The following is a 24,649-nucleotide window of genomic DNA, read 5'->3' on the forward strand; positions in this document are numbered from 1 at the left end:
ATTCACATCTACCTTTATTTTTTTACCATTCTTCGTTTTGAAGTAGTTGCAATGCTAATTTTAAATCCACATCTTCTTGTATATGTTCTGGAGTCCACGGGATATGTATATGTGGTTGAATACCAATTCCGGACATTCCTTCACCTTTATCTATAATTGAAAGCCTTGAAGTAGGATAGTAAAGTGCGAATGTATCAGCCCATTCCATTACTGCTAAATTAGAATAATCATTTACACCAGCAGTAGGACGACCTATTACTTTTACTTTCAATGATTTTTTTGCAACTTCTACAAAAGAATCGCCAGAACTCCCACATGTAACATCTGTTAATATAACTACTCTACTAGGTGATTTTCGTCCGTGTATTTTTAATGATTGAAGTTCTTTTGGTAAACTAGAAGTATTAAATGTAACGAATCCTTTTTTATAATTCTTTTTTAAATCTTGAATAAACATATTAGTGAATAATTTGGAAAGTTCGTCTAAAGAATCATAATCTTCCATTTTCATGTCTTTCATACGTAGATGAAAGTTTCGTTCTGTATGATTTAATTGCATTGTTTCTGAAGAATCGAAAAGAGAAATTTCTTTGTCTTCAAATAAGTAAGGAAGTAGGTTGAAAAATGCATCATCACTTCCGCCACGATTTAATCGCACATCTATGATTAAATTCGGAAAAGCATTAAGCTCATCTTTGTGTGAGTCTAATAATGTATTGATAGCTTCAGCATTTGCGAAGTCCGTCAAAGTAATTAAGAGTGTATCTTTGTTATGTTGTTTAAATGAATAAATAGGTGTGTATTCGTTTTGTTTATACTTTTGTAAACGAATGGTTTCGGTTACTCCGTTTTCATCTATAAGTGTACAATTTGATGATTTTAATAAAACATAATCCCATTTTTCACGTTCATATGTATTCTCATTTAAATACTTCTTATATTTTATTAATAACTCAGGAACTTTCATATTATCTAATGCTAGAATAGACTGTCCCTTTTTCACTCTTATTTCCTGTGAAGTAGATGTAATATATAGTCGGTCTTCGTATCTTTTTACTTGAAAGCCAACACTATTAAGGGGGTGATTAGTAGAGATCATTTTGAAAAACATATGATTATCTTTAAAGTCTAATAAGTAATCACGTACAATTTCAGTAAATTGTACTGGTGTTAGTTCTCCTTGTCTCTCTAGTTTCTCGATTGTCTGTAAATAAGTAGTGGGATCGTCCCATCCTTTTTTATCTATACAACCTGAATAATCGTGATGAGTAATTGAAACAATTTCTTTGAAAATTCCTGTATACACGGCTTTTCCCCCTGATAATTTAATTAGTTAAATAATAGAATTCCGTATCCTTTACGTATTATCCTTTATTTGGATGGAGATTGTAATGAAAAATAGAGGGAAGTGTTATCATCCCTCTATTAAAAATTTATTTAATTTTCTTAAATGCAAGCGGCTGAGTACTTAGCGTAGCTGGTACATGTAACTGAAGGGAAGGGAATTCACCGTTCACACTCATTTCATATGCAAATAATAGATTCATCTTCATTTGGAATAAATCAACTTTTGCAGAAAAGATGTCGTAATGATGATGTGTTAATTGAATGTCCATTTCCATGAATTGCACAAATAATGAATCATCACGCTTGTATACTTGTAATGTTCCGTATGCAGGATGTTCGAAAGTACCAGTATAATCCTCTAATTTGTGAGAAGGTGTAGTCCCTTTAATTTGTTCTGGAATGGATTCAGTTGCTTCTTTTATCATTTCCTTCATTTTTTCAGTATCTTCTACAGCGCGTTTACGCCAATCAATGGATTCTAATTCAAGCAGTTCGTCATAAATTTGATTAGCGAGATAAGTAGGCAGTAATGTGCCTCCAGCATTCGTTAAAATGACAAGGCCGATGTTTTCTGTTGGTATGAAAGAAACAAGTGCTGAAAATCCATCAATATTACCGCCGTGATGAATCACCTTATTCCCACGATAAGCACTAATAAACCAACCGAGACCGTAACTATTTAATGGAGATTCAGGAAGTGATAAAACTGGTTGATCTGGAATGGAATTGTGCGGTGTATACATTTGTTGTAATAATTCAGAGGAGATTAATTCATGCTCTCCAAATTTCCCTTGTTTTAAGTGAAGAAGGACCCAATTGGCCATATCTTCAATTGTAGAATTAATACAACCAGCAGCACCAACGGTATCGATGTTGCGGAATGGAACTTCTTTTATTTCACCGTCATTTTCGATGTAAGGTAAAGCATAATCATTTGTAGTTTGTGAATCTATAACAGAGAAGTTTGTATGCCTCATATTTAAAGGCTCTAAAATATGTTCTGTAGCGTATTGCTCCCACGTTTGATTCGTAATGTTTTCTACAATATAACTAATTGTCGCATACATTAAGTTGTTATATAGAAAGGAAGTTCGAAACGGTGCATCAAGTGGTAAATGTTTTATTTTTTCGACAAGATCTTCTCGAGACAAGGAAGAGCTATACCAAAGAGCATCATGACGACTTACCCCAGTGCGATGAGAAGCTAAATCTCGTCCTGTAACTTGTGAGCTAGCAAGTAGTTCAGATAAAGAGAAGTTAGGTATATAAGACTGGACAGGAGTATCCCAATTAAACTTTTTTTGCTGTGCTAACAAACTTAATGAAAGTGTGCCAAAAGCTTTCGTTGAGGAACCGATTGCGAACAAAGTACGCGGTGTAACAGGGTCTTTTGTGTCTAAATTACGATAGCCAAAGCCTTCTGAAATAATGACTTCACCGTCTTTTATAACAGCCACAGCAGCGCCAGGAACCTTTAAATCCTTCATCATTTTTTCAACCGTTGTTTGTAAAGAAGTCATAACAGGCGTTTCAATTTTAGACATACTTCTAACCTCCAAATATAAATTTTGTTCTACCGCACTATACTTTCGGTAATAGAAAATGAAAACCTTTTTAAATATGGAAAGTTAATAATTTTGTAAGAATTACTGAAATAAATTTTATTAATCAAGATTATTAAATTCAATGTTTTTCATGTTATGATAAATTTTATATAAGATTGAAAGAAGGTTTTACTACATATGAAACATGCTGAAAATGAATACTTAAATTTATGCCGCCATGTAATGGAGCATGGTACGAAGAAAGAAGACCGTACAGGGACAGGCACTGTATCTGTATTTGGATATCAAATGCGTTTTGATCTAAGTAAAGGTTTTCCTTTATTAACAACAAAGAGAGTGCCGTTTCGACTTGTAGCAAGTGAGCTACTTTGGTTTATGAAAGGTGATACAAATATTCGTTATTTATTGCAGCATAATAACAACATTTGGAATGAATGGGCATTTAAGAGTTGGGTAGAAAGTGACGAGTATACGGGTCCTGACATGACTGATTTCGGTCTTCGCTCACAACAAGATGAGGAATTTAAAGTTCAGTACGATGAGCAAATGGAATTGTTTAAAAAGAACGTTTTAGAAGATGATGACTTCTCAAATAAATATGGTTATTTAGGAGACGTATACGGTAAGCAGTGGCGTGCTTGGAAAACGACAGCTGGTGAGACGCTTGATCAATTAAAAGATGTAATTGAAATGATTAAAAAAACGCCAGATTCACGTCGCCTAATTGTATCTGCTTGGAATCCTGAAGATGTACCAAGTATGGCATTACCACCTTGTCATACGTTATTTCAGTTTTATGTAGCAGACGGTAAACTTTCTTGTCAGCTATATCAAAGAAGTGGTGATATATTCCTTGGAATTCCATTTAACATTGCAAGTTACTCGTTACTAACACATTTAATTGCACATGAATGCGGACTTGAAGTGGGAGAATTTGTTCATACAATTGGAGATGCCCATATTTATACGAATCATTTTGAGCAAGTAGAAAAGCAATTGGTGCGTGAACCACGTCCGTTCCCAAAACTTACATTAAATCCAGATGTGAAATCTGTGTTTGATTTTGAAATGGAAGATTTAACGATTGAAGGATATGATCCACACCCAGCAATTAAAGCACCGGTTGCAGTGTAATTGTAGAGGAGATGAAAAGATGATAGTTTCATTTATGGTCGCAATGGACGAGAATAGAGTAATTGGTAAAGATAATAATTTACCTTGGCGTTTACCGAGTGAATTACAATATGTAAAGAAAACAACGATGGGTCATTCGCTTATTATGGGAAGAAAAAACTATGAAGCGATTGGTAGACCGCTGCCTGGAAGACGTAATATTATTGTAACTCGTAATGAAGGTTATCATGTTGAAGGCTGTGAAGTAGCACATTCTGTAGAAGAAGTGTTTGAGCTATGCAAAAATGAAGAAGAGATCTTTATTTTTGGCGGAGCGCAAATTTATGATCTCTTTTTACCTTACGTAGACAAGTTATATATAACAAAAATCCATCATGCATTTGAAGGAGATACATTCTTCCCAGAAATAGATATGACAAATTGGAAAGAAACTTTTGTTGAAAAAGGATTAACGGATGAAAAAAATCCGTATACGTACTATTATCATGTATATGAAAAGCAACAATAATAATAAAGATTGATGTGAATATTCACATCAGTCTTTTTATTTATATCCATCAATATAGGTTTATAGATGAGATTCGATAGTGCTATAATGAAAGGGAGCATGTGAAAATGCTAAAATTTTCAAGAGTATTAAGATAGAAAGAGGAGGAGAATCGATTGAGAAAGATATGGGGGATTCTTTTTCTTTGCTTAACATTCATGTTAGTCGGATGTGGTAAAGAAGAAAAACCACAAGAAGCATTTGATACATATGCAAAAGCATGGAATAAACAAAAATTTGCAGAAATGTATGATCAATTATCAGAAAAGGCAAAAAAAGATATTTCAAAGAAAGAATTTACTGAGAAATATGAAAAAATTTATTCTGGCATTGAAGTGAAAGACTTAAAAGTAGAAGCAGGAGAAGTAAAAGAAGATAAAAAAGATGAAGGTCCTGTTCCTTTTAAAGTAAGCATGGATACTGTTGGTGGTAAAATCAATTTTGCCCATGAAGCAAAAATGGTGAAAGAAAAGGATGGAGATAAAGAATCTTGGAAAATAGATTGGACTCCTGATTTTATATTCCCAGGTATGACGAAAGATAGTAAAGTGCGTATGCAAACGACAGAGCCGAAGCGCGGAGAAATATATGACCGTAACGGTAAATATCTTGCGGTAAATGGTAAAGCTTCTGAAATCGGATTGATTCCTGAAAAATTAGGGGATGCAGCTCCGCAAACGAAAGAAACGGTAGCGAAGTTACTAAATATGTCTGTCGAAGAAATTGACCAAAAACTAGCAGCTAAATGGGTAAAACCAAATTACCTTGTACCAATTGGAATATTGCCTGAAGGAGCAACACAAAATACGTACATAGATTTACCAGGTGTTGCGACAAAGCCAGTAAATGTTCGCTCATATCCATTAGGAGAAGAAGCCGCACATCTTACTGGCTATATTGGAAAAGTGAATGCTGAAGATTTAAAAACGTTACAAAAGAAAGGTTATCAAGCAGATGATCCAGTAGGTAAAGCTGGTTTAGAGCAAGTACTGGAAGAAAAGCTACGCGGTAAAAAAGGTGGTCGTGTCTTCGTAGAAGATGCACAAGGAAAAGAAATTAAAAATTTAGCAAAAACAGATGCTGTTGATGGAGAAAATGTAACTTTAACGATTGACAGTGCAGTTCAAAGCGAAATTTATAATGAAATGAAAAATGAGGTAGGATCAAGTGCAGCAATTAATCCAAAGACTGGAGAAACACTTGCACTTGTGAGCACACCAGCTTATAACCCAAATACCCTTACAAGAGGGGCGTCAAAAGCGCAACGTGATGCGGTAAATAATGATCCGAAAAAACCGATGACGAATCGATTTACACAATTATCAGTTCCAGGTTCTGTATTTAAACCAATTACAGGTGCAATCGGTCTTGAAACGAAAACGATTGATCCAAAAGAAGAGTTAAAAATTGAAGGATTAAAATGGACAAAAGATTCTTCTTGGGGTAATTATTATGTAACGCGTGTAAAAGATGCAAATCCGATTGATTTTGATAAGGCGATGAAATACTCGGATAATATTTACTTCGCACAAGAAGCTTTAAAAATCGGAAAAGACAAGTTTATGAGTGAAGCGAAAAAATTCGGATTCGATGAGAAACTACCAATTGAATATGGATTCCCAGCTTCTAAAATCGCAAATGATGGTATTAAAAATGATATTCAAATGGCAGACACAGGTTATGGGCAAGGGCAAGTATTAATGACGCCACTCCATCTAGCATTAACGTACGCACCAATTGTTAATGAAGGAAACATACCTTCTCCATATATTATTAAAACAGATAAGCAACCGAAAGTTTGGAAAGAGAATGTAATTTCAAAAGGCAATCAGGATATATTAAAAACTGCTATGACGAAAGTAATTAATGATCCAGATGGTACAGGGAAAATTGCTAAAATTGATGGCATGACTCTTGCTGGAAAAACAGGCACAGCGGAATTAAAAGTATCAAAAGAAGCCGAAGGAAAAGAACTAGGTTGGTTCGCTGCATTTGATTTAAATTCACCAGATATGGTCATTACTATGATGATTGAAGATGTAAAAGGTAGAGGCGGAAGTAATATTCCAGCTGAAAAAGTAAAGCATGTATTTCAAAAATAATATGTAATAAAAGGCTAGCTCTATAATTTGTAGAGCTAGCCTTTTTCTATGAAAAATTCTTAATATCTATATACTAAATTTTAAGGAAACAAAATAAATCATTAACTTACGAAAAAAAAGTAGCTATTTTTTATTGACATCGATTAAAACTTTTTGTATTATACTTACATAAGGTAAGTTATTAACTTTTAAAAAACAAATCTTGAATTAAAGATAAAGAGAAAAAAGGGAGAGAATACAATGACAAAAGTACTATTTATTACAGCAAATCCAAATTCAGCAGAAGGTTCTTTCGGAATGGCAGTAGGGGAAGCTTTCATCGAAGCTTATAAAAACGAACATCCACAAGACGAAGTTGTAACAATTGATTTATTCAACACTACAGTACCAGCAATCGATGCAGATGTATTCGCTGCTTGGGGTAAATTTGCAGCAGGTGAAGGCTTTGAAGCTTTAACTGAAGCTCAACAGCAAAAAGTTGCAGCAATGAACACAAACTTAGAAACATTTATGCATGCAGATCGTTATGTATTTGTAACTCCAATGTGGAACTTTAGCTACCCACCAGTAGTAAAAGCATACTTAGACAACGTAGCAATCGCAGGTAAAACATTCAAATATACTGAAAATGGTCCAGTTGGCTTGTTAGAAGGTAAAAAAGCACTTCACATTCAAGCAACAGGTGGCGTATATTCTGAAGGAGCATACGCAGCTGTAGACTTCGGACGCAATCACTTAAAAACTGTATTAGGATTTGTCGGTGTAAATGATACTGAATATATTGCAGTTGAAGGTATGAATGCAAACCCTGAAAAAGCACAAGAAATTAAAGAAGCAGCAATTGCTAATGCTCGTGAATTAGCAAAACGTTTCTAATATATCATACTTAAAAATGTCCAAACACTTGTTGTTTGGACATTTTTTCTTCTTTTTCCTTCGTTTGTCTAGTATAATGAAGGTCGGAATGATAATAGGTGGGGGTTCTGTATGATTCAAACGTTTTTTAAAATCTTTTATTTAATTTTAATCGTAATTGCGATTACACCGAGAATGTGGCGTCTTAAAAGACAAGTAAATACGATGTCGCCACAAGAAAAAGATAATGCTGTGTACAAAACGACAAATTGGTTTGGTAAGAAAATGGTACGTGTAGCTGGAGGAACAGTAGATGTTAAAGGACTTGAAAATGTTCCGAAAGACAAGCCGGTACTAGTTGTAAGTAATCACCAGAGTAATATGGATATCCCTGTTTTACTAGGTTATTTAAATAAACCAATTGGCTTCGTTTCAAAGGCAGAGATTAAAAAGTTCCCAGTTGTACCAACTTGGATGGAACTTATGAATTGTGTATTTATGGATCGTAGCGATCGCCGCCAGTCACTTCAAGCGATTAAAGATGGGATTGAACTATTGAAGAATGGACATTCTATCGTAATTTTCCCTGAAGGAACGAGAAGTAAGGGTGGGGAAGTTGGAGAGTTTAAGGCTGGTAGTTTTCATCTTGCTGTAAAATCTGGTGTAGCAATCTTACCTGTAACATTAGATGGGACATATAAAATGTTTGAAGCAAATGGAAATCGTATGAAGCGAGCTCGTGCAACAGTAACAATTTCTAAGCCGATTACACCTGAAGAGTATGCGACTATGGATATTAAAGAGTTAACGAAGTATACACAGGATGTTATCGCATCACAATTACATAAGTAATAAAAAAGGTTTCAGCTTAATGTAAGCTGAAACCTTTTTTATTATGCTGTAGGTAAGACGTAAAAGAGTACGCAGAAGAACATCATCGCACTACCACCTAATACGAAAAGATGCCAAATGGCATGGTTGAAAGGTAACTTTTCCCAAAGGAAGAATATAGCTCCTACAGAATATAAAATTCCACCTGCTAAAAGTAGTGAAAAACCATGTCCGGTTAGATTTTCATAAAGTGGTTTAATAGCAACGATTATGAGCCATCCCATTATGATATAACATAGCGTTGATGCCTTAATAAAGCGACGTACAAAGAAAATTTTGAAGATGATACCCCCGATTGCTAGTGTCCATATAATTGCGAGTAACGTCCAACCTAATGGTCCACGAAGCGTAATAAGTAAAAAAGGAGTATATGTGCCAGCGATTAATAAATAAATGGCTGAGTGATCTAGTATAGTAAATAATTTTTCTACTTTTGGATGGTGAATGCTATGTAACAATGTCGAAAACAAGTACAGTAAGAACATGCTTACACCGTAAACCGTAAATGCAACAACAGCAGATGCGGTACCGTGTTTAGAAGCATGAATAATCAATATGATTAAGGCAGGGATGCTTAAAATGGCACCGATACCATGTGTTATTGCATTTGCAATTTCTTCTTTTACAAATTGGGTCATTCGTGTCATTTTTTCAGTCATAATGGTAATCCTTTCTACTATTATAAAGTGAAACTTTAATCAGTGGGGGGCATCCCCCCACTGATTATTAGCCCTCACCAATCAGGCTTTTACGGGCAGCCCCCCCCCACGTAACTTCTTTGCTTGCACTGAATTTTAAGGTGTGGTTCTTACTGCCCGTTAAAGCGGGATAAAATAATATGTCATTTCCCTTACCATATCATACACAAGAGCAATAGAAAATGAAATTTGTATAATTGATTATATTTTTGAATTTTTTTGACAAAAGGTAATGGTTTTGTTGACGTTTTCAAACTTTTTTGACAAAATAAAATTATGCAATAGTAGGACAAGGAATCTACTAATAAAGGGGATGGAGAAATGTTTTCAAATATTGGCTTTCCAGGATTAATTTTAATTTTAGTAGCTGTACTTATTTTATTTGGGCCGAAAAAATTGCCGGAAATCGGAAAGGCTTTAGGGGAAACGTTAAAAGAATTTAAAAAATCAACGAAAGAATTGACTGATGATGCATTTCAAGAGAAGGAAAAAAAAGAAAAAATGTAATGAATTTTCTTCGAAATGGATAAATAAAGTGTGGTGAACGAGATGGAAGATCGGGAAATGAGTGTAGTAGAACATATAGTTGAGCTTCGCAAACGAGTAATATATACCGTGTTATCCTTTGTACTATTTTTAATTGTTGGGTTTACTTTTACGAAGGATATTTATTTTTGGCTTGTAAAAGACTTACCAATGAAATTAACTGTTCTCGGTCCAAGTGATGTATTGTGGATTTTTTTCTCGATTGCTACAGTATTTGCTATCGTTTGTACAATTCCTTTTGCTACTATACAAATTTGGTTATTTGTAAAACCGGGTTTACATCCAAATGAACAAAAGATGACGTTAATGTATATACCGGTATTGTCTATATTATTTATTGCAGGTTTATGCTTTGGATATTTCGTTGTAATGCCGTTTTTATTTCATTTTTTAACTACGATAGGTAATGAAATGTTTAATACGATGTTTACGACAGAAAAGTATTTTCATTTTGTTCTTAATTTAACAGTTCCATTTGCTGTAATTTTTGAATTGCCAGTAGTAGTAATGTTTTTAACGAGTATTGGACTATTGACGGCGGAATTTCTAATAAAAATAAGAAGGTATGCTTACGTAGCATTGATTATCATTGCATCGTGTATATCACCGCCAGATTTTTTATCACATAGTTTAGTTGCGGTACCGCTTATTTGTATTTATGAAATTAGTATCGCTTTATCAAAGATTGTTAGTAAGCGAAAAAAGAAAAGAGAAGAAGAAATTCAGTCGAAAAGTGCCTCGTTATAAAGGCACTTTTTTTATTTATTTGTTATACTCTAGTTATAAACGTATACAATATAGAGAAGAAAAAAATTATAGAATCTCCAAAATTTAGACAAACTTTGCGCTTTTATAAGTTTATACTGAATATATTAAGCAATATACGGATAACGAGTCCTTATCTTATTAGGAATTTAGGGTGGGGGATGGATTAGGTGAAGATGAATAGAGTATAAATCTTCTAACCAAAAGGACTACAGAGATTGTCTAAGGATACTTTTGTATTCATGGGAGTCGCCACTTTAAACAACGTGTTACAGTGTAAAGTAGAAGAAGTTCAAAAATCCAATGAAAAAGAGGATTGATATTGTGATTACGAAAAGTTTTTATTTCACTCATTCAACAGGGGAGTGTATTAAAATATTTGAAATCCCTGTCCTACAAGCGCAGCATCCATTATCGTTTCTAATACAGTCTCGTCTTCAATTATTTATTGCAAAAATTCAAAAACAAAAACACCCAAGATTTTCGTATTCTTTCCGTGAATATTTACAAAATTGTTTGAAGTGGAATGATTATTTAAATGTATATAAAACAAATACTCTTGAAAAAAATGCATGATATAGAGTGGGGACAGGGTTAAGAGCTCTGTCTTTTTCATTTTAGATATAAAAATATAATTAATTTAATGAAATTTCGTTTCAAATTGTTGAAAGCAATGGGAATACTAGTATAATAACAAGGAGAGCGTATTGGAAAGGGAAGAATATAATATGCAAAAAATTAAAATTGTAACAGATTCAACGGCAGATTTATCACAAGAGGTAATTGAGAAGTATGACATCCATGTTCTACCATTATCAATCTCTGTAAATGGACAAACATATTTAGATCGCGTTGATCTACAACCAGATGAATTTATTGAAGAAATGATTAAATCAGAGGAACTACCAAAAACATCACAACCAGCAATGGGTACATTTGTAGAAATGTATGACAAGTTAGGGGAAGATGGAAGTGAAGTACTTTCCATTCATATGACAAGTGGAATGAGTGGTACTGTGGCAACTGCAAATAGTGCTGCATCAATGACCGACACAAAAGTAACAGTTGTTGATTCGCAATTTATTACACATGCTTTAGCATATCAAGTAGTTGAAGCTGCGAAAATGGCAAATGAAGGACGCTCACTAGAAGAAATTTTAAAACGTGTAGATGAAGTAAGGAAGAATACTCGATTATATGTAGTAGTAGATACATTAGAAAACTTAGTGAAGGGTGGGCGTATCGGTAAAGGAAAAGCGTTTATCGGTTCGCTACTTAATATAAAGCCAATTGCTAGCCTTGAAGATGGTGTTTATAACCCTGTAACGAAAGTGCGTAGCCAAGGTCAAATTGTAAAAACGTTAGCTAAGTTATTTGAGGAAGATACAGCTGGAAAAGTTGTAAAAGCTGTGGCAATTCCGCATGCGAAAGCAATTCCTTTAGCTGAAAATGTAAAAGCGGCTGTTGAAAAAGTAAGTGGATTTGCTAAATCAGAAATTTTCTTTACAACGCCTATTATTAGTACTCATACAGGTCCGGGTGCAATCGGATTTATGTATTTAGCAGAATAATAAAAAGCTACTTGAAATTTATTTCAAGTAGCTTTTTTATGTGAATAGAAAGTAAGAAATAAGAAGGGCTATACAGGCACTCCCGCTAATGATATAGCGAGTCTGTAAATATTCATTCATAAAAAACACCCTTTATGATTTTCTATATTATATGTTGAATATAGAAAATCAGTAGTTACGTTATACATGTAATGTTTCGATTTTTTCATTCACTTTCTTATAATGTGTTTCGCTATTATAAATGAAAGTTTGACCTAAAAAGAGTACATGCAGTTGTTCCCACGGTAACATACGTAAATTCCAATTATTTCGAAGCCTTGTTATTGCCTCGCGAGGTGTTTCATCAGCGAGTGCAAAAGCTCCGTAATGCATTGGTATAAAGTGTGTAGCATTTAAATCTAAATAAGCTTGCACTGCTTCTTCAGGTGAAACGTGAGATATTTTCATAAACCATTCTGGTTCATAAGCTCCAATTGGCATAAGGGCAATATCAATGGAAAAGCGTTTGCCAATTTCTTTGAAACCTTGGAAATAGCCACTGTCTCCACAAAAATAAATGGTTTCCTCCACATTGTCATTTTTAATAATCCATCCACCCCAGTGAGATGTGTTCATATCAAATAATGATCTTCTCGTCCAGTGCTGAGCAGGTACGAAGTGAAAGGAAACATCATCAATAGTCGCACTTTCCCACCATTTATACTCTTCTACATTGTTGAATTTTTTACGAGTAAATAATTTTTTTAGCCCAATGGGTACTAAGTATAATACGTCATCATTAAGTTGACGAAGTGTTGAAAAATCTAAATGATCATAATGACCATGTGAAATGAGGACAATATCAATTTTAGGCAGTTCTTGTATAGAAAGACCAGGTTCAGTAAGTCTTGAGACTAGCTTCAATTTATTGGCCCATACTGGATCCGTTAATATATTAAGTCCATTCGTTTGGATAAGAAAAGTAGAATGCCCAATCCATGTGACAGTCGTTTTTTCAATATTACTTTGCAAAAATGCACTTTGTTTAACGGGTGATTGTTCTACTAAGAAAGAAAAATCTTTTTTGTTTTGCTTTCGTTCTTTACGCCAGCGTATAAAAGAGCGAATTGATTTTTTTGTACTCACATTATCCATATTTTCATAGCGCTTTGCCATGAACATCACCTCATTTAAAATCGTTGTAATTGTATTGTACCGAAATGTTGTTAAGGAATACAGTGTATAACATGGATGAATGTTTAAATAATTGTAAAAAAACAGGAAGGTGCATTTACAAAAATAACAATAGAATTAGTTTTGCGACGATTATTTAGAGAAATAATAGTAAAAAAATTATTTTGTCTAGTAATTCGCTTGAAATAAAGAAGTAACATACGTAAATTCGTACGATTTCGTGAACAAATGTAGTAAACAATTTTCTCGTAGTGTTAACTTTTGTTATGATAAACATAACCTATTTAAATTTAGGATAGAGAAAAGAGGTTTATAAATGAAGCGTTATCAAAAAGTAATTGGTCTTATGGTTGTATTTTGTCTCTTTGTACTTGCTGGATGTAGTGGATCAGGTTCAAAGCTTCGTAAACCATTGAATTGGGATTTAGAAACTTTCCAATTTACAAATCAAGATGGAAAGCCATTTGGTACAAAAGATTTAAAAGGGAAAGTTTGGGTTGCAGATTTTATGTTCACAAACTGTCAAACAGTTTGTCCGCCAATGACTGCTAATATGTCAAAACTGCAAAAGATGGCAAAAGAAGAGAAATTAGACGTTCAGTTTGTTTCGTTTAGTGTAGATCCAGACCTAGATAAGCCAGAGAATTTGAAGGCTTTCATTCAAAAGTTTACAGAGGATACTAGTAACTGGAATTTATTAACGGGGTATTCGTTAGAAGATATTACAAAGTTTTCAAAAGATAATTTCCAATCACTTGTAGATAAACCAGAGAATGGTCAAGTTATACATGGAACATCATTTTATTTAATTGATCAAAACGGAAAAGTAATGAAAAAGTATAATGGTATTAGCAATACGCCGTATGAAGACATTATACGTGATATGAAACGATTAGCAGAATAAAAAGAAGGGTGCAGATTAAAGCACCCTTCTTTTTTACATTAGTCTATGGATAAAATGTCATGTTGCTGTGGAAGTTTTGGTGCCCGAATTTCTAACACGCCATTTTGATACGAAGCTTTTGCTGCTTTTTTATTAATGGAGTACGGTAATTTAATTAATCTGGATGCTTCTGAAATAGAACGTTCTCGGCGATAATAGTTATGGGATGTTTGCTCTTCTTCTTCAAGTATCTCTTCTTTTACAGAGACTTTTAAGTATTCACTTTGTATTTCAATTTGAATTTGTTCTTTTTGTATACCTGGTAGTTCAGCTGTCACAACGAGTTCTTCACCAACTTCATATAAATCTACAGGGAATGTTAATAAACGATTTCCTTTTTGGAAAAAATGATTTAAATCAGCAATTACATTGCGAAGTGGTGTTTGCTCGAAGAAATCATCAATTTGCTTTAAATAATTGCGAACCGGTGGGCGAGAAGAGTCTTTTTTTTCTTCACTCATGGTATTCCCTCCTAGAAATCAATTTGCAATATCATATGACAAAAGCGGAGAAAGGTGATTGCCTAATTTTCATGTTTTCATAAAAAATTGTTAAAAATGTGAAATGGAGTGATTTTTTTATAGTTTTTGGTCGCCATATTCAGTTGATTATGCTAGTATAAATAGGGTTGATATAGTAGTATAGAGACAGAATGAAAACTGAAAGAGGGTAAGAAGTATGTGTGGTTTTGTAGGATGTTTATGTGAAAACCCTAGAGAGTTTTCAGAAACAGAAAAACATCAATTTGAAAATATGAACACGATGATTTTCCACCGTGGTCCAGATGACGAAGGATATTTTCGTGATGAGCATGTACAATTTGGCTTCCGCCGTTTAAGTATCATTGACTTAGAGGCAGGACATCAGCCGCTAACTTATGAAAATGATCGATATGTAATTATTTTTAATGGTGAAATTTACAACTATGTAGAATTACGTGAAATGTTACTTGAAAAAGGTGCAACGTTTGCAACGCAATCTGATACAGAAGTTATCATTGCATTGTATGCACATATGAAAGAAAAATGTGTAGACTACCTTCGTGGTATGTTTGCATTTATGATTTGGGATCGTGAAGAAAAGAAACTTTTCGGTGCACGTGACCATTTCGGTATTAAACCTTTATACATCGCACAACAAGGTGATACTACATTCTTCGCATCTGAGAAGAAAAGTATTATGCATGTGATGGAAGATAAAGGCGTTAACCCAACGTCATTACAACATTACTTTACGTACCAATATGGTCCAGAGCCAGAAACATTAACAATTGATGTTAATAAAATCGAACCTGGTCATTATTTCGTAAAAGAAATCGGTAAAGAGATGGAAATCCATCGCTACTGGAAACCTTATTTCAATGCTTCAAGTGCAACGAAAGAGGAGCATATCCAAGCAATTCGTGATGTGTTATATGATTCAGTAAAAGTGCATATGCGCAGTGATGTACCAGTAGGTTCATTCTTATCTGGTGGTATCGATTCATCTATCATCGCTTCTATCGCAAGAGAAATGAATCCAAATCTTTTAACATTCTCTGTTGGTTTTGAGCAACGTGGTTTCAGTGAAGTTGATGTTGCGAAAGAAACTGCTGAAAAATTAGGTGTTAAAAACCATAACGTATTCATTTCAGCGAAAGAGTTTATGGATGAGTTCCCAAAAATCATTTGGCATATGGATGATCCTTTAGCAGATCCAGCAGCTGTACCGTTGTACTTCGTTGCAAAAGAAGCACGTAAGCATGTAACAGTTGTTCTTTCAGGCGAAGGTGCAGACGAGCTATTTGGTGGTTATAACATTTATCGTGAGCCAAACTCACTGAAAATGTTCTCTTACATTCCTAGCCCAGGTAAGAGCGTTCTAAAAGCACTAAGTGGTGCTCTTAAAGAAGGCTTTAAAGGAAAGAGCTTCCTAGAGCGTGGATGTACGCCAATTGAAGAGCGTTACTATGGAAACGCGAAAATCTTCCGTGAAGAAGAGAAAGCTGAATTAATGAAGTATTACAATGAAAGTGTTAACTATATGGATATCACGAAACCATTGTATAACGAAATTAAAGATTATGATGATGTAAGCAAAATGCAGTACATTGACATGTTCACATGGTTACGCGGTGACATTTTATTAAAAGCTGATAAAATGACAATGGCAAACTCATTAGAACTTCGTGTACCGTTCTTAGATAAAGAAGTATTCGATGTTGCATCTAAAATTCCAACTGAATTTAAGATTGCTAACGGAACTACGAAAGCTATTTTACGTGAAGCAGCACGCGGAATCGTTCCAGATCACGTATTAGATCGTAAAAAACTTGGATTCCCAGTACCAATTCGTCACTGGTTAAAAGACGAAATGCATGATTGGGCTATCAATATTATAAACGAGAGTAAGACAGAGCATTTAATCGACAAACAGTATGTATTAAACTTACTGGAAGCACATTGTGCAGATAAAGGCGATTATAGCCGTAAAATTTGGACTGTACTTGCGTTTATGGTATGGCATCAAATTTATGTTGAGCATAAATACGATACGAATAAGTTCCACGAAGAAACGAAACGTGCGTATAGCTTAGTTTAATTAGAAAAACCTTAAGATCGCATACGGTCTTAAGGTTTTTTTCATAAATAGGACGTATTATTGATACAATAATAGTAAAAGGATGGACAACATATGATTACGTTTGAAAAAGTAACTGTAGAAAATGAAAACGTTGTGAAAGAAATGTTTCGCTCACATAGTTTAACTGAGAATCAAGTACAGTATTGTGTGAAGGTTGATGATACATATATTGGTGTAATAGACTATAATGTACAAGAGGAGACTGCGATTTTATCTCAGTTAATTATTCACTTTGACTATCAAAGTTATGGTTATGGGACAAATACGTATTTCACATTTGAAATGATGATGAAAGAAAGAAATGTGAAAGAGATAAAGGTGTTACAAACGGAATTAACAGAACAAGCGAAATCTTTCATAGAGAGCTTTGGATTTAATGTGGAAGACGGAATATATGTGAAGAAAATATAGTGATGAGTAGTTATGCGGGATAAATATAAGGCAGGTGGATGTATGACGATGACTTCTGGTCTTGTATTAATTGGAGGGTGTTTTTTAGTAGCAGAGCTAAGCCATATGTTTATTCGAAAAAGAATAAATAAGAAGAGAAAGCCGTATGAATTACAATATGCTCCAGTGTTTTTCCTTTTGTTTTGTATGCTACTTACATTACAAAGCATAACGAACTTTCCACCGCTTTTAAATGTTTTTTTAAAGTTCGGTTTGCTGTATAGTACCACTGGAATAGCCCTTTTATTTCTTTTATTTTGCATACGTTATATTCACTATCAATCGTATATATTTATATTAAATTGGTTAAAGCAAAATGATAGAAACCGCCTTACTTAAGGGCGGTTTTTTTATTTGTAATTAGAGTGATTTTGTATATAAAGCCCAAAAATCATTGGAAATCTATAAAAATGATTGGATGTTTTAACACATTATCTATTATTAGTATGTGGTACTATATGTTCTTAACATGTAAAGTAAGTAGGTGTATAAATTTGAAATGTTAATCAACTAGTTTATCCCACTTTAATGGGCAGTAAGAACCCCACCTCAAAATTCAGCGAAAGCAAAGAAGTTAGATGGGGATCGGGCTGCCCATTAAAGTCCGATTGGTGAGGGCTAATAATCAGTGGGGGATGAAGAAAACCCCCACTGATTAAAGTTTCACTTTATATGAAGTGCTGAAAAATAGCAGAATTAAATTTTAGGGAGGTATCGTGTTTGTATGTTTAATATTGATATGTTATTTCTTGAATGGATGATCAGTCTGGAGGGAAGTGTACTTACAGCATTTTTTAAACTTGTATCTATTATTGCAAATGAAACATTGTATTTAATTGTTATTTCAATTTCGTATTGGTGCGTTTCTAAAAGAAAAGCATTTCATATGATTGTTATGCTTTGTTTCTCTGGATATATAGGGATAGTGATAAAAGAATTTATGAAAACTCCGCGACCGTATACATACGACGGAATTCAATCTTTATATGAAAAATCAGCTGCAAGTTATTCTTTCCCAAGTACACACGTGCAGTTAGCAACAACGTTTTGGGGTTCATTTATGATTTTATGTAAAAAGAGAATCATTTGGATCATTGGTATTGTTTTTATTATATTAGTTGCTATTTCTCGTCTATATTTACGTGTACATTGGCTCAGTGATATAATAGGTGCCGTTTTATTTAGTGTCATAGTTGTTTATTTATATACGAAGGTAACAATGGGATTAAGTGATAGGAAATTTATATTGTTACAACGAATTATATTGGCTGTTTCACTCATTATGTATGTTATGACAAGCCAAGTAGATAATCTTAAATTACTAGGAGTTTTGACAGGTTCTACGATTGGTATCATGTTAGAGAATCATTTTATTAATATGAATGAAAGTAATGATTTTAAAATGCAAGTGGTAAAAACAGTATTGGGCCTAAGTATCATGCTAATAATGCAGTTTATACTCAAAAAAGTAATACCTGATATGTATTATTTACGTTATGCAGTGACTGGAATTACAGTTACTTTCTTATGTCCATTTATTTTTCATATGTTACGATTAAAAAAAATTTGAGTAGCAAATAGGCACAAAAATATTTTGAATAAAAATGAGGGTGTAATTATATATATTGAAAAAGTTTTCTGATATATCTATTGACAATGTATGAGATATACATTAACCTTTAAGTGTAAATGATAATCAATTTCATCCAGGAGGGCTTATGACACGCACTAAAAATATTCTTATACTTTGCGTTATGTTACTAATGGTCGTAATCGCAGGGTGCGGTAAAGAAGAAGAGAAGAAAGATAAAGATACATCAGTAAAGGCAAAAGGTTCTTATAGTATAAAGCATGCAATGGGAGAAACGACAGTAAATGGTACGCCAAAAAGAGTTGTGGTTTTAACAAATGAGGGCGCTGAGGCACTTTTATCTGTTGGAGTAACGCCGGTTGGAACGACGAAACCACGAGCTGGTGATGAATGGTATCCTCATTTAGCGAAAGAGTTAAAAAATACGAAAGTAGTAGGAACTGAGCGTGACATTAATTTAGAAGCAGTAATGAAGCTTCAGCCGGATTTAATTATCGGAAATAAAATGCGTCACGAAAAAATATACGAGCAATTAAAAGAAATCGCGCCAACAGTATATGCTGAAACATTACGCGGTGATTGGAAAGAAAACTTTACACTTTATACGAAAGCTGTAAATAAAGAAAGAGAAGGGCAAAATGCTCTTAATGATTATAAAAAGCGTATTGCAGGAATAAAAGAAAAATTAGGTGATAAAGTTAACTCTAAAGTTTCTATTATTCGTTTCGTCCCTGGTGACGTTCGTATTTATCAAAAAAATTCATTCTCAGGTGTTGTATTAAATGATATTGGATTTAAAAGACCACCATTACAAGATAAAGATGAATTTGCAATTAAAGGAATTACAAAAGAGCAAATTCCAAATATGGACGGGGACTATTTATTCTATTTCACATCAGATAAAGACGCGGATAAGAATAATGAAGGAAACACATTAGCAAAAGAATGGACAGAAGATCCACTCTTTAAGCAACTGCAGGCTTCTAAAGAGAATAAAGTATTCCAAGTAGATGAAGTAATTTGGAATACAGCAGGTGGTATTGTAGCTGCAAATCTTATGTTAGATGATATTGAAAAATATTTTCTGAAGTAAATAAAAAGTGCATCACTTTAAATAGGTGATGCACTTTTTATTTTGTTAAAATACAGAAAATTGCTTCTTTTGATCGTGCATAAGTTGTACAATTAAAACAATCATGTAATAAAGGAGTGGGAATAAATGAAAGCTACTCATAAAGATTGGATTTTATTTAACGGAAGAATTGTAAATACGAAGGAAGAACAGCCAATGATTCCATTAGAGGAGAGAGGCTTTCAATTTGGTGATGGTATATACGAGGTATTCAGACTATATGATGGGAAGCCACATTTATTAGATTTACATTTAGAACGATTCTTTCATTCTATGGAAGAAATAAAATTAATTCCATCGTTTACTAAGGAAGAGTTAGTGGAAGAGTTATATCAAATGATTGAAAAAAATAAATTTCAAGAAGATGGGAATGTATATTTGCAAATATCAAGAGGGGCTCAAGCACGTAATCATGTATATGAGTCAAATATGCAACCAACATATTTTGCAAACATTGTTTCTTTTCCACGACCAATTGCTTCTATGGAACGAGGAATAAAAGTTACTGTAGAAGAGGATATACGCTGGAAGTTCTGTCATATAAAATCCTTAAACCTGCTACCTAATATTATGATTAAAAATAAAATAAACGAACAAGGCTATCAAGAAGCGATATTAGTGCGAGATGGAATTGTAACGGAAGGTTGTCATTCAAATTTCTTTATGGTGAAAAATAATAAATTGATTACACATCCGGCTGACAATTTCATTCTACACGGCATTACCCGTCACTATGTTATTACATTAGCGAAAGAGTTACATATTGAAGTAGAAGAAAGAGAATTTTCACTTCAAGAAGTATATGAGGCCGATGAATGCTTCTTCACAGCGACGCCACTTGAAATATTCCCAGTCGTTCAAATTGGTGACGAGCAGTTCGGGAACGGGGAGAGAGGACCGATCACAAAGAAACTCCAAGTTGCATATGAAGAAAGTATTCGTTTGTTTAAAGTTACGAACTAATATTGAAGAAAAAAGCTGGTATTACTCCAGCTTTTTTTCATGATATAATTCAAACATAGGACAAGATTTGAAAACGCTGTAAAAAGGGGATTTAATGTATGAATTATGAAGATTTTAAAGAAGTAATTCACGGTAGACGAAGTGTTAGAAAGTTCACAGAACAAGAAGTATCCACTAGTGATATAAAAGAAATTATTGATTGTGCTCGTTATGCACCGAGTGATACGAACTCACAAACTTGGGAGTTCTTGGTCATTATGAACCGAGAAAAAATTAAAGAAATTGAACAAATGACATGGGATGCATTACATAAACTTGCGGCAAAAGCGGCAGAAAACGGAGAAGAGAAAGCAGGAAAATTACTTACACGTTCTTTCGGACCATATGCAACAGCTTTCTCGGAGGCACCAGTATTAATCGTATGTTTGGCAACGCCATATGAATCAAAGTTTCGTGAAAAAATATTTGATCCGATTGCTTTTGTTCCAGATTCAGTTTGGGAAGAAGAAGGAATTAAGAGCAGCTGTTTAGCGGCCCAAAACTTAATGTTGGCTGCACATGCGAAGGGGCTTGGTACATGCCCAATGACAGGACCGGTATTGTTAGCTCAAGATGAACTACGACAATATTTACAAATTGAGCCTGAAAAACAAATAAATATGGTTATTTCACTCGGTTTTCCGAAGGATAAGCCGAAGAAACTTCCAAGAAAAGAAGTGGATGAGATTACAACATTTGTTTTTTAAAGCCGAAAATAAAAAGACATTGAATGAAACAATGTCTTTTTATTTTGGATAGGTATGTAATTAATCCGTTAGGCTAAAATGATAGATAAGAGGGAATTACTATTTATTTCATAAAAAAAATTAATGTTCTATTAAGGAAAGTATGATACATTAATCGTGAGCAAGATTCTAGTTGTTCATGAAAGTGTTGAAAGTAGTCTTAAAATTTAAAAGTTATTTTTGTATAATAAATTATAATGAAATGACAGGGGGGATGAATTTTGAAAAAATTCATAATCACTGGATTGTCTGTATTGTTATTAGCCGGTTGCGGAGCTCCACAAGAAAAAGAAGGTGCGCAATCAAAGCAGGAAGAAAGAGTTGTAAACGCAAGTAATGAGAATATAGTAGTATTTCCTGAAGGAGCAGTGCCAGTCGGAGAAGGAAAAGTAAAAGTTATTACACCAGACGGTACTTCTGAGAATGGTAATATACCAGCTGTATTCATTAAAAAGGATACTTTAATTCAACACGTTGAATTAGAGCTCTCTAATTTTCAAAATGATAAAGAAACATTCGTATTTGTAGATCGAGTGTTTGCAGATAAATATCAAGTAACTAGTACAACACAGACAACAGTACAATTAAAAGAAAAGACGCTTGAAACAGGTAGTCATACGATTACGGCAGTTCAGTATGAAAACAATGATCCGAAAGGAAAGGTTATTAGTTTTAATCAAGCAACATTCGAAACAAAACCAGCGTCATAAGAAGAATAAAAAGTACATTACTCAAAAAGTAGTGTACTTTTTGTTTATACTAGAGGTTGTAATAGTGAATCACTTGTTTCGTTTTCTAATATGATTAAATTAGGAAGAGACCACTTGTTACTACTATGACAGAAAAAGCGGTTGAAGAGGTGAACCGGTGTATTTGTATCTTCTTGATTAATATGATGATGTCAGTAATTTGGTTTATGATGCAAGTTACGTTCCATTATCAAATTTATGACTTATCAATAGGGTCTATTTGTTTTACCATTGTTTAGCTATTATATGATAAACTCGGAATAAGGTAAGTTTCAGAAGAAAAATGTAGGTATTTCATTTGAAATGTCGAATAGTACATACGATGTCGTAATAACAAATTTTCTATTGTTTACTGTGAAACAGGAGAAGGAGAGATAGTAATGAAACGAGCTCTTATAAATATTGATTATACATATGATTTTGTAGCGGAAAAAGGTGCTTTAACTTGCGGAAAACCCGGTCAAGAAATTGAGAAAGAACTTGTACATATAACGAAGCGATATATCGAAAATGGAGATTACGTTGTCTTTGCTATTGATAAACATGAAGAGAATGATGTATATCATCCTGAATCAAAATTATTCCCGCCTCATAATATAGCAGGTACAAATGGAAGAAATTTGTTTGGTGAATTACAAGGGGTATATGAAACATATCAAGATGATGAGAATGTATATTACATGGATAAAACGCGATATAGTGCATTTGCAGGAACAGACTTAGAGATGAAGTTAAGAGAAAGAGGAATTGAAGAGGTTCACCTTGTAGGGGTATGTACTGATATTTGTGTTCTTCATACAGCAGTAGATGCTTATAATAAAGGGTTTAAAATTGTAGTTTATGAAAAGGCGGTTGCATCTTTTAATGCGCAAGGGCATGAATTTGCACTTGGACATTTTAAATCTTGCTTAAACGCAGAAGTGAAGTGAAAAAAAGAGGCCTTTAAAAAAGGTCTCTTTTTGCGTTTAAATTGAGACGAGTTTTTGCTCAATTAATTTTTTTATAAATGGGCTAATATTTTCTGGTAGCTTATCAAAATCAAAAAATTGTACACTTAATGATTCAATCCCATCAGCTTTTAGCAAGCCGCCTTTAATGTCTTTGCAAAGATATGCGATTGTTATAGGATAAAACTCATCCCCGTTTGGTAATTTTACAAAAAATTCTTTTCCAGAAAATACGCTTATTAACTGTAAGGTTCCTATTTCAATCCCTGTTTCTTCGAACACTTCTCGTCTCCCAGCTTCTTCTGTTGATTCACCAAGTTCAACGAATCCACCAGGAACACCCCAAATACCATTTCGCCTTTGTTGAAGTAATATTTGTCCTTGTTCATTGAAAACAGCTACAGCAACTCCTGCTAGATTGAGTGGTCTTGATCCGACAACTTTTCTAAGTTCTTCAATATACCCCATTGTATGTAACCTCCGTAAGAAAAAATAAGAGCAAATATACTATTCGTTGTTATGTGAATATTTTCCTCTTTATAAGAGGGAGAGAAGTCATATAACTTATTTGTTTTATTTGGTAAAATATACATCAAAAAAGGTCAAATAAAATCTTTGACCTTTTTTGACCAAGTGTTATAATAAAGGCAGAAAGAGATAATCTTTCATTCATAAATAATAAGGAGGAAAAAATATGCGTAATTTATTTCCAGAAATAACAAAACGTCAAAATGGTATTTTTGATTTTGGGCCTTCTTTATTAGAAGGGATGACAGATGCTTTCTTTAAACCGATGAACATGGATACTTTTAAAGTAGATGTTCATGAACAGTCTGATAAATATACAGTAAAAGCAGATTTACCTGGTTTTCAAAAAGAAAACATTCAAGTTGAATTTGAACAAGATGTATTAACGATTCAAGCAACTAATCATAATGAAGTAGAAGAAAAAAATGAGAATGGCATATATATTCGTAAAGAACGTTCTATAGGTTCTGTAACTCGACGCTTTAATTTTCAACGAGTTGAGGAAGAAAATGTTAAAGCAAATTATAAAGATGGCGTACTGACAATTGAATTGCCAAAATTGAAAGAAGAAAAAAACAGTAAAACAACAATTAATATCGAATAAAAGAGCTGATAAATTCAGCTCTTTTTTTATCTAGTTAATGAATAAATTAGTTGAAATCGTAATGAGTAGAATAAAGTTTTAACGCTTAAAAATTTCACGATTAGCTCCCCTTACGTTATTAAAAAGGGTATATTTAAAGGG

At 33.6% G+C, this 24,649-nt stretch carries 26 protein-coding genes; 20 read left to right on the top strand and 6 right to left on the bottom strand.

Annotation, left to right across the window (positions count from 1 at the left end):
- Window positions 1–22: 22 nt before the first annotated feature.
- Both RCJ96_RS12890 and RCJ96_RS12895 read right to left on the bottom strand, forming a co-directional pair.
- Window positions 23–1,306, bottom strand: a complete 1,284-nt coding sequence (locus RCJ96_RS12890; RefSeq protein WP_416503790.1) for a S41 family peptidase — start codon at window positions 1,304–1,306, stop codon at window positions 23–25.
- A 127-nt stretch (window positions 1,307–1,433) separates the two neighbouring features.
- Entirely contained in the window at window positions 1,434–2,891 is a 1,458-nt protein-coding gene (locus RCJ96_RS12895; RefSeq protein WP_416503791.1) for a serine hydrolase, read from the bottom strand.
- Window positions 2,892–3,089: 198 nt separating this feature from the next.
- Between RCJ96_RS12895 and RCJ96_RS12900 the strand changes: the two genes are divergently transcribed.
- From RCJ96_RS12900 to RCJ96_RS12920, 5 genes are all read left to right on the top strand, one after another.
- Entirely contained in the window at window positions 3,090–4,046 is a 957-nt protein-coding gene (locus RCJ96_RS12900) for a thymidylate synthase (protein ID WP_416503792.1), read from the top strand.
- 19 nt (window positions 4,047–4,065) lie between these two features.
- Window positions 4,066–4,554: a dihydrofolate reductase gene (locus RCJ96_RS12905; RefSeq protein ID WP_098670196.1), complete on the top strand. Its 489-nt coding sequence runs from the start codon at window positions 4,066–4,068 to the stop codon at window positions 4,552–4,554.
- A 155-nt stretch (window positions 4,555–4,709) separates the two neighbouring features.
- Window positions 4,710–6,695, top strand: coding sequence for a penicillin-binding protein 3 (gene pbpC / locus RCJ96_RS12910; RefSeq protein ID WP_242303650.1), 1,986 nt, complete (start codon window positions 4,710–4,712; stop codon window positions 6,693–6,695).
- A 240-nt stretch (window positions 6,696–6,935) separates the two neighbouring features.
- Window positions 6,936–7,571, top strand: coding sequence for an FMN-dependent NADH-azoreductase (locus RCJ96_RS12915; protein WP_078418583.1), 636 nt, complete (start codon window positions 6,936–6,938; stop codon window positions 7,569–7,571).
- A gap of 111 nt (window positions 7,572–7,682) precedes the next feature.
- Entirely contained in the window at window positions 7,683–8,402 is a 720-nt protein-coding gene (locus RCJ96_RS12920; protein ID WP_270794884.1) for a lysophospholipid acyltransferase family protein, read from the top strand.
- A gap of 41 nt (window positions 8,403–8,443) precedes the next feature.
- Here the strand turns inward: RCJ96_RS12920 and trhA are convergent, their stop codons facing one another.
- Window positions 8,444–9,100, bottom strand: coding sequence for a PAQR family membrane homeostasis protein TrhA (trhA, locus tag RCJ96_RS12925; protein ID WP_000136894.1), 657 nt, complete (start codon window positions 9,098–9,100; stop codon window positions 8,444–8,446).
- Window positions 9,101–9,460: 360 nt separating this feature from the next.
- Between trhA and RCJ96_RS12930 the strand changes: the two genes are divergently transcribed.
- The 4 genes from RCJ96_RS12930 (at window position 9,461) to RCJ96_RS12945 (ending at window position 12,021) form a co-directional block, all read left to right on the top strand.
- Window positions 9,461–9,646, top strand: coding sequence for a twin-arginine translocase TatA/TatE family subunit (locus tag RCJ96_RS12930; protein ID WP_000492443.1), 186 nt, complete (start codon window positions 9,461–9,463; stop codon window positions 9,644–9,646).
- Between the two features lie 42 nt (window positions 9,647–9,688).
- Window positions 9,689–10,432, top strand: a complete 744-nt coding sequence (gene tatC / locus RCJ96_RS12935; protein WP_074607807.1) for a twin-arginine translocase subunit TatC — start codon at window positions 9,689–9,691, stop codon at window positions 10,430–10,432.
- A 342-nt stretch (window positions 10,433–10,774) separates the two neighbouring features.
- Complete coding sequence (locus RCJ96_RS12940) at window positions 10,775–11,026, top strand: DUF2535 family protein (RefSeq protein WP_000629015.1); 252 nt, start codon at window positions 10,775–10,777, stop codon at window positions 11,024–11,026.
- 152 nt (window positions 11,027–11,178) lie between these two features.
- Window positions 11,179–12,021 (top strand): DegV family protein, encoded by an 843-nt coding sequence (locus RCJ96_RS12945; protein WP_025991670.1) that lies wholly within the window; start codon window positions 11,179–11,181, stop codon window positions 12,019–12,021.
- A 180-nt stretch (window positions 12,022–12,201) separates the two neighbouring features.
- Here RCJ96_RS12945 and RCJ96_RS12950 read toward each other — a convergent pair whose 3' ends face one another.
- Window positions 12,202–13,176, bottom strand: a complete 975-nt coding sequence (locus tag RCJ96_RS12950; RefSeq protein WP_074607806.1) for an MBL fold metallo-hydrolase — start codon at window positions 13,174–13,176, stop codon at window positions 12,202–12,204.
- A gap of 334 nt (window positions 13,177–13,510) precedes the next feature.
- Between RCJ96_RS12950 and RCJ96_RS12955 the strand changes: the two genes are divergently transcribed.
- Complete coding sequence (locus RCJ96_RS12955; RefSeq protein WP_446699798.1) at window positions 13,511–14,098, top strand: SCO family protein; 588 nt, start codon at window positions 13,511–13,513, stop codon at window positions 14,096–14,098.
- Between the two features lie 38 nt (window positions 14,099–14,136).
- On the opposite strand, the gene RCJ96_RS12960 is transcribed toward RCJ96_RS12955, so the two are convergent.
- Window positions 14,137–14,598 carry an Hsp20/alpha crystallin family protein gene (locus RCJ96_RS12960; protein WP_001288087.1) on the bottom strand — a complete coding sequence of 154 codons (462 nt, stop codon included), beginning with the start codon at window positions 14,596–14,598 and terminating at the stop codon, window positions 14,137–14,139.
- A gap of 217 nt (window positions 14,599–14,815) precedes the next feature.
- Between RCJ96_RS12960 and asnB the strand changes: the two genes are divergently transcribed.
- The 9 genes from asnB (at window position 14,816) to RCJ96_RS13005 (ending at window position 23,358) form a co-directional block, all read left to right on the top strand.
- Window positions 14,816–16,717 (top strand): asparagine synthase (glutamine-hydrolyzing), encoded by a 1,902-nt coding sequence (gene asnB / locus RCJ96_RS12965; RefSeq protein WP_000333816.1) that lies wholly within the window; start codon window positions 14,816–14,818, stop codon window positions 16,715–16,717.
- A gap of 93 nt (window positions 16,718–16,810) precedes the next feature.
- Window positions 16,811–17,170: a GNAT family N-acetyltransferase gene (locus tag RCJ96_RS12970; protein ID WP_044790704.1), complete on the top strand. Its 360-nt coding sequence runs from the start codon at window positions 16,811–16,813 to the stop codon at window positions 17,168–17,170.
- Window positions 17,171–17,218: 48 nt separating this feature from the next.
- A complete protein-coding gene (locus RCJ96_RS12975; protein ID WP_014481650.1) occupies window positions 17,219–17,548 on the top strand; it encodes a hypothetical protein in 330 nt (109 codons plus the stop codon).
- Between the two features lie 385 nt (window positions 17,549–17,933).
- On the top strand, window positions 17,934–18,779 hold the full coding sequence (locus tag RCJ96_RS12980) for a phosphatase PAP2 family protein (RefSeq protein ID WP_416503794.1): 846 nt from the start codon (window positions 17,934–17,936) through the stop codon (window positions 18,777–18,779).
- 148 nt (window positions 18,780–18,927) lie between these two features.
- Window positions 18,928–19,893: an ABC transporter substrate-binding protein gene (locus tag RCJ96_RS12985; RefSeq protein ID WP_074607798.1), complete on the top strand. Its 966-nt coding sequence runs from the start codon at window positions 18,928–18,930 to the stop codon at window positions 19,891–19,893.
- Between the two features lie 126 nt (window positions 19,894–20,019).
- The gene (dat, locus tag RCJ96_RS12990) at window positions 20,020–20,895 is read left to right on the top strand and encodes a D-amino-acid transaminase (RefSeq protein ID WP_270794877.1); all 876 of its coding nucleotides are present in this window, start codon (window positions 20,020–20,022) and stop codon (window positions 20,893–20,895) included.
- A gap of 98 nt (window positions 20,896–20,993) precedes the next feature.
- Window positions 20,994–21,641 carry a nitroreductase family protein gene (locus tag RCJ96_RS12995; protein WP_001105300.1) on the top strand — a complete coding sequence of 216 codons (648 nt, stop codon included), beginning with the start codon at window positions 20,994–20,996 and terminating at the stop codon, window positions 21,639–21,641.
- A 260-nt stretch (window positions 21,642–21,901) separates the two neighbouring features.
- Entirely contained in the window at window positions 21,902–22,390 is a 489-nt protein-coding gene (locus tag RCJ96_RS13000; RefSeq protein ID WP_000713485.1) for a hypothetical protein, read from the top strand.
- A gap of 419 nt (window positions 22,391–22,809) precedes the next feature.
- Window positions 22,810–23,358: a cysteine hydrolase family protein gene (locus RCJ96_RS13005; RefSeq protein ID WP_074607793.1), complete on the top strand. Its 549-nt coding sequence runs from the start codon at window positions 22,810–22,812 to the stop codon at window positions 23,356–23,358.
- A gap of 36 nt (window positions 23,359–23,394) precedes the next feature.
- Here the strand turns inward: RCJ96_RS13005 and RCJ96_RS13010 are convergent, their stop codons facing one another.
- Entirely contained in the window at window positions 23,395–23,844 is a 450-nt protein-coding gene (locus RCJ96_RS13010) for an NUDIX hydrolase (protein ID WP_074607792.1), read from the bottom strand.
- Window positions 23,845–24,070: 226 nt separating this feature from the next.
- On the opposite strand from RCJ96_RS13010, the gene RCJ96_RS13015 reads away from it, so the two are divergent.
- On the top strand, window positions 24,071–24,508 hold the full coding sequence (locus RCJ96_RS13015; RefSeq protein WP_001245061.1) for an Hsp20/alpha crystallin family protein: 438 nt from the start codon (window positions 24,071–24,073) through the stop codon (window positions 24,506–24,508).
- The last annotated feature ends 141 nt before the right edge of the window (window positions 24,509–24,649 follow it).

Source organism: Bacillus sp. BSL6 (assembly GCF_052928345.1).

Coding starts and splice junctions, on each gene's coding strand:
- RCJ96_RS12895 (WP_416503791.1), bottom strand. CDS start 2,891: ATGTCTAAAATTGAAACGCCTGTTATGACTTCTTTACAAACAACGGTT.
- RCJ96_RS12900 (WP_416503792.1), top strand. CDS start 3,090: ATGAAACATGCTGAAAATGAATACTTAAATTTATGCCGCCATGTAATG.
- RCJ96_RS12905 (WP_098670196.1), top strand. CDS start 4,066: ATGATAGTTTCATTTATGGTCGCAATGGACGAGAATAGAGTAATTGGT.
- RCJ96_RS12915 (WP_078418583.1), top strand. CDS start 6,936: ATGACAAAAGTACTATTTATTACAGCAAATCCAAATTCAGCAGAAGGT.
- RCJ96_RS12920 (WP_270794884.1), top strand. CDS start 7,683: ATGATTCAAACGTTTTTTAAAATCTTTTATTTAATTTTAATCGTAATT.
- trhA (WP_000136894.1), bottom strand. CDS start 9,100: ATGACTGAAAAAATGACACGAATGACCCAATTTGTAAAAGAAGAAATT.
- RCJ96_RS12930 (WP_000492443.1), top strand. CDS start 9,461: ATGTTTTCAAATATTGGCTTTCCAGGATTAATTTTAATTTTAGTAGCT.
- tatC (WP_074607807.1), top strand. CDS start 9,689: ATGGAAGATCGGGAAATGAGTGTAGTAGAACATATAGTTGAGCTTCGC.
- RCJ96_RS12945 (WP_025991670.1), top strand. CDS start 11,179: ATGCAAAAAATTAAAATTGTAACAGATTCAACGGCAGATTTATCACAA.
- RCJ96_RS12950 (WP_074607806.1), bottom strand. CDS start 13,176: ATGGCAAAGCGCTATGAAAATATGGATAATGTGAGTACAAAAAAATCA.
- RCJ96_RS12955 (WP_446699798.1), top strand. CDS start 13,511: ATGAAGCGTTATCAAAAAGTAATTGGTCTTATGGTTGTATTTTGTCTC.
- RCJ96_RS12960 (WP_001288087.1), bottom strand. CDS start 14,598: ATGAGTGAAGAAAAAAAAGACTCTTCTCGCCCACCGGTTCGCAATTAT.
- asnB (WP_000333816.1), top strand. CDS start 14,816: ATGTGTGGTTTTGTAGGATGTTTATGTGAAAACCCTAGAGAGTTTTCA.
- RCJ96_RS12970 (WP_044790704.1), top strand. CDS start 16,811: ATGATTACGTTTGAAAAAGTAACTGTAGAAAATGAAAACGTTGTGAAA.
- RCJ96_RS12975 (WP_014481650.1), top strand. CDS start 17,219: ATGACTTCTGGTCTTGTATTAATTGGAGGGTGTTTTTTAGTAGCAGAG.
- RCJ96_RS12980 (WP_416503794.1), top strand. CDS start 17,934: ATGTTTAATATTGATATGTTATTTCTTGAATGGATGATCAGTCTGGAG.
- RCJ96_RS12985 (WP_074607798.1), top strand. CDS start 18,928: ATGACACGCACTAAAAATATTCTTATACTTTGCGTTATGTTACTAATG.
- dat (WP_270794877.1), top strand. CDS start 20,020: ATGAAAGCTACTCATAAAGATTGGATTTTATTTAACGGAAGAATTGTA.
- RCJ96_RS12995 (WP_001105300.1), top strand. CDS start 20,994: ATGAATTATGAAGATTTTAAAGAAGTAATTCACGGTAGACGAAGTGTT.
- RCJ96_RS13005 (WP_074607793.1), top strand. CDS start 22,810: ATGAAACGAGCTCTTATAAATATTGATTATACATATGATTTTGTAGCG.
- RCJ96_RS13010 (WP_074607792.1), bottom strand. CDS start 23,844: ATGGGGTATATTGAAGAACTTAGAAAAGTTGTCGGATCAAGACCACTC.
- RCJ96_RS13015 (WP_001245061.1), top strand. CDS start 24,071: ATGCGTAATTTATTTCCAGAAATAACAAAACGTCAAAATGGTATTTTT.